This window comes from Pseudomonas sp. PME37.24/006 (assembly GCF_055556635.1).
This window is the reverse complement of the sequence record NZ_JBVHNL010000285.1, coordinates 1-239: the sequence shown is the minus strand read 5'-3', so window position 1 is coordinate 239 and position 239 is coordinate 1. Positions and strand designations below refer to the sequence as shown.

The following is a 239-nucleotide window of genomic DNA, read 5'->3' as shown; positions in this document are numbered from 1 at the left end:
CCACGATCGCGGTCGGTCTCCTGGCTCTGCGCCGTCTCTCCCCGCAGGGCATCCGTCGGGTCGGCTCGCTCGGTATCGACCAGTTCGCCTCGGTGGCGTTCTCCGTCGCGGCGCTGGTGTGGGTCGCGTGGGTGTGGGACACCGTGTCCATCGCCGCCGACACCGGGCTCTGGTCGCGCACCTGGGTGGTCTGGGTGGGGGCCGTCCTCACCCTGGCCGGCGTCGTCCTGACGGTCTTC

The 239-nt window shown here is 72.0% G+C and carries 1 protein-coding gene; it reads left to right on the top strand.

What is annotated here, in order from left to right; all coding sequences use genetic code 11:
• Positions 1–239 (top strand): hypothetical protein (locus ACZ3GY_RS24755; protein WP_465912469.1); only part of this gene is annotated, 239 nt, incomplete at both ends.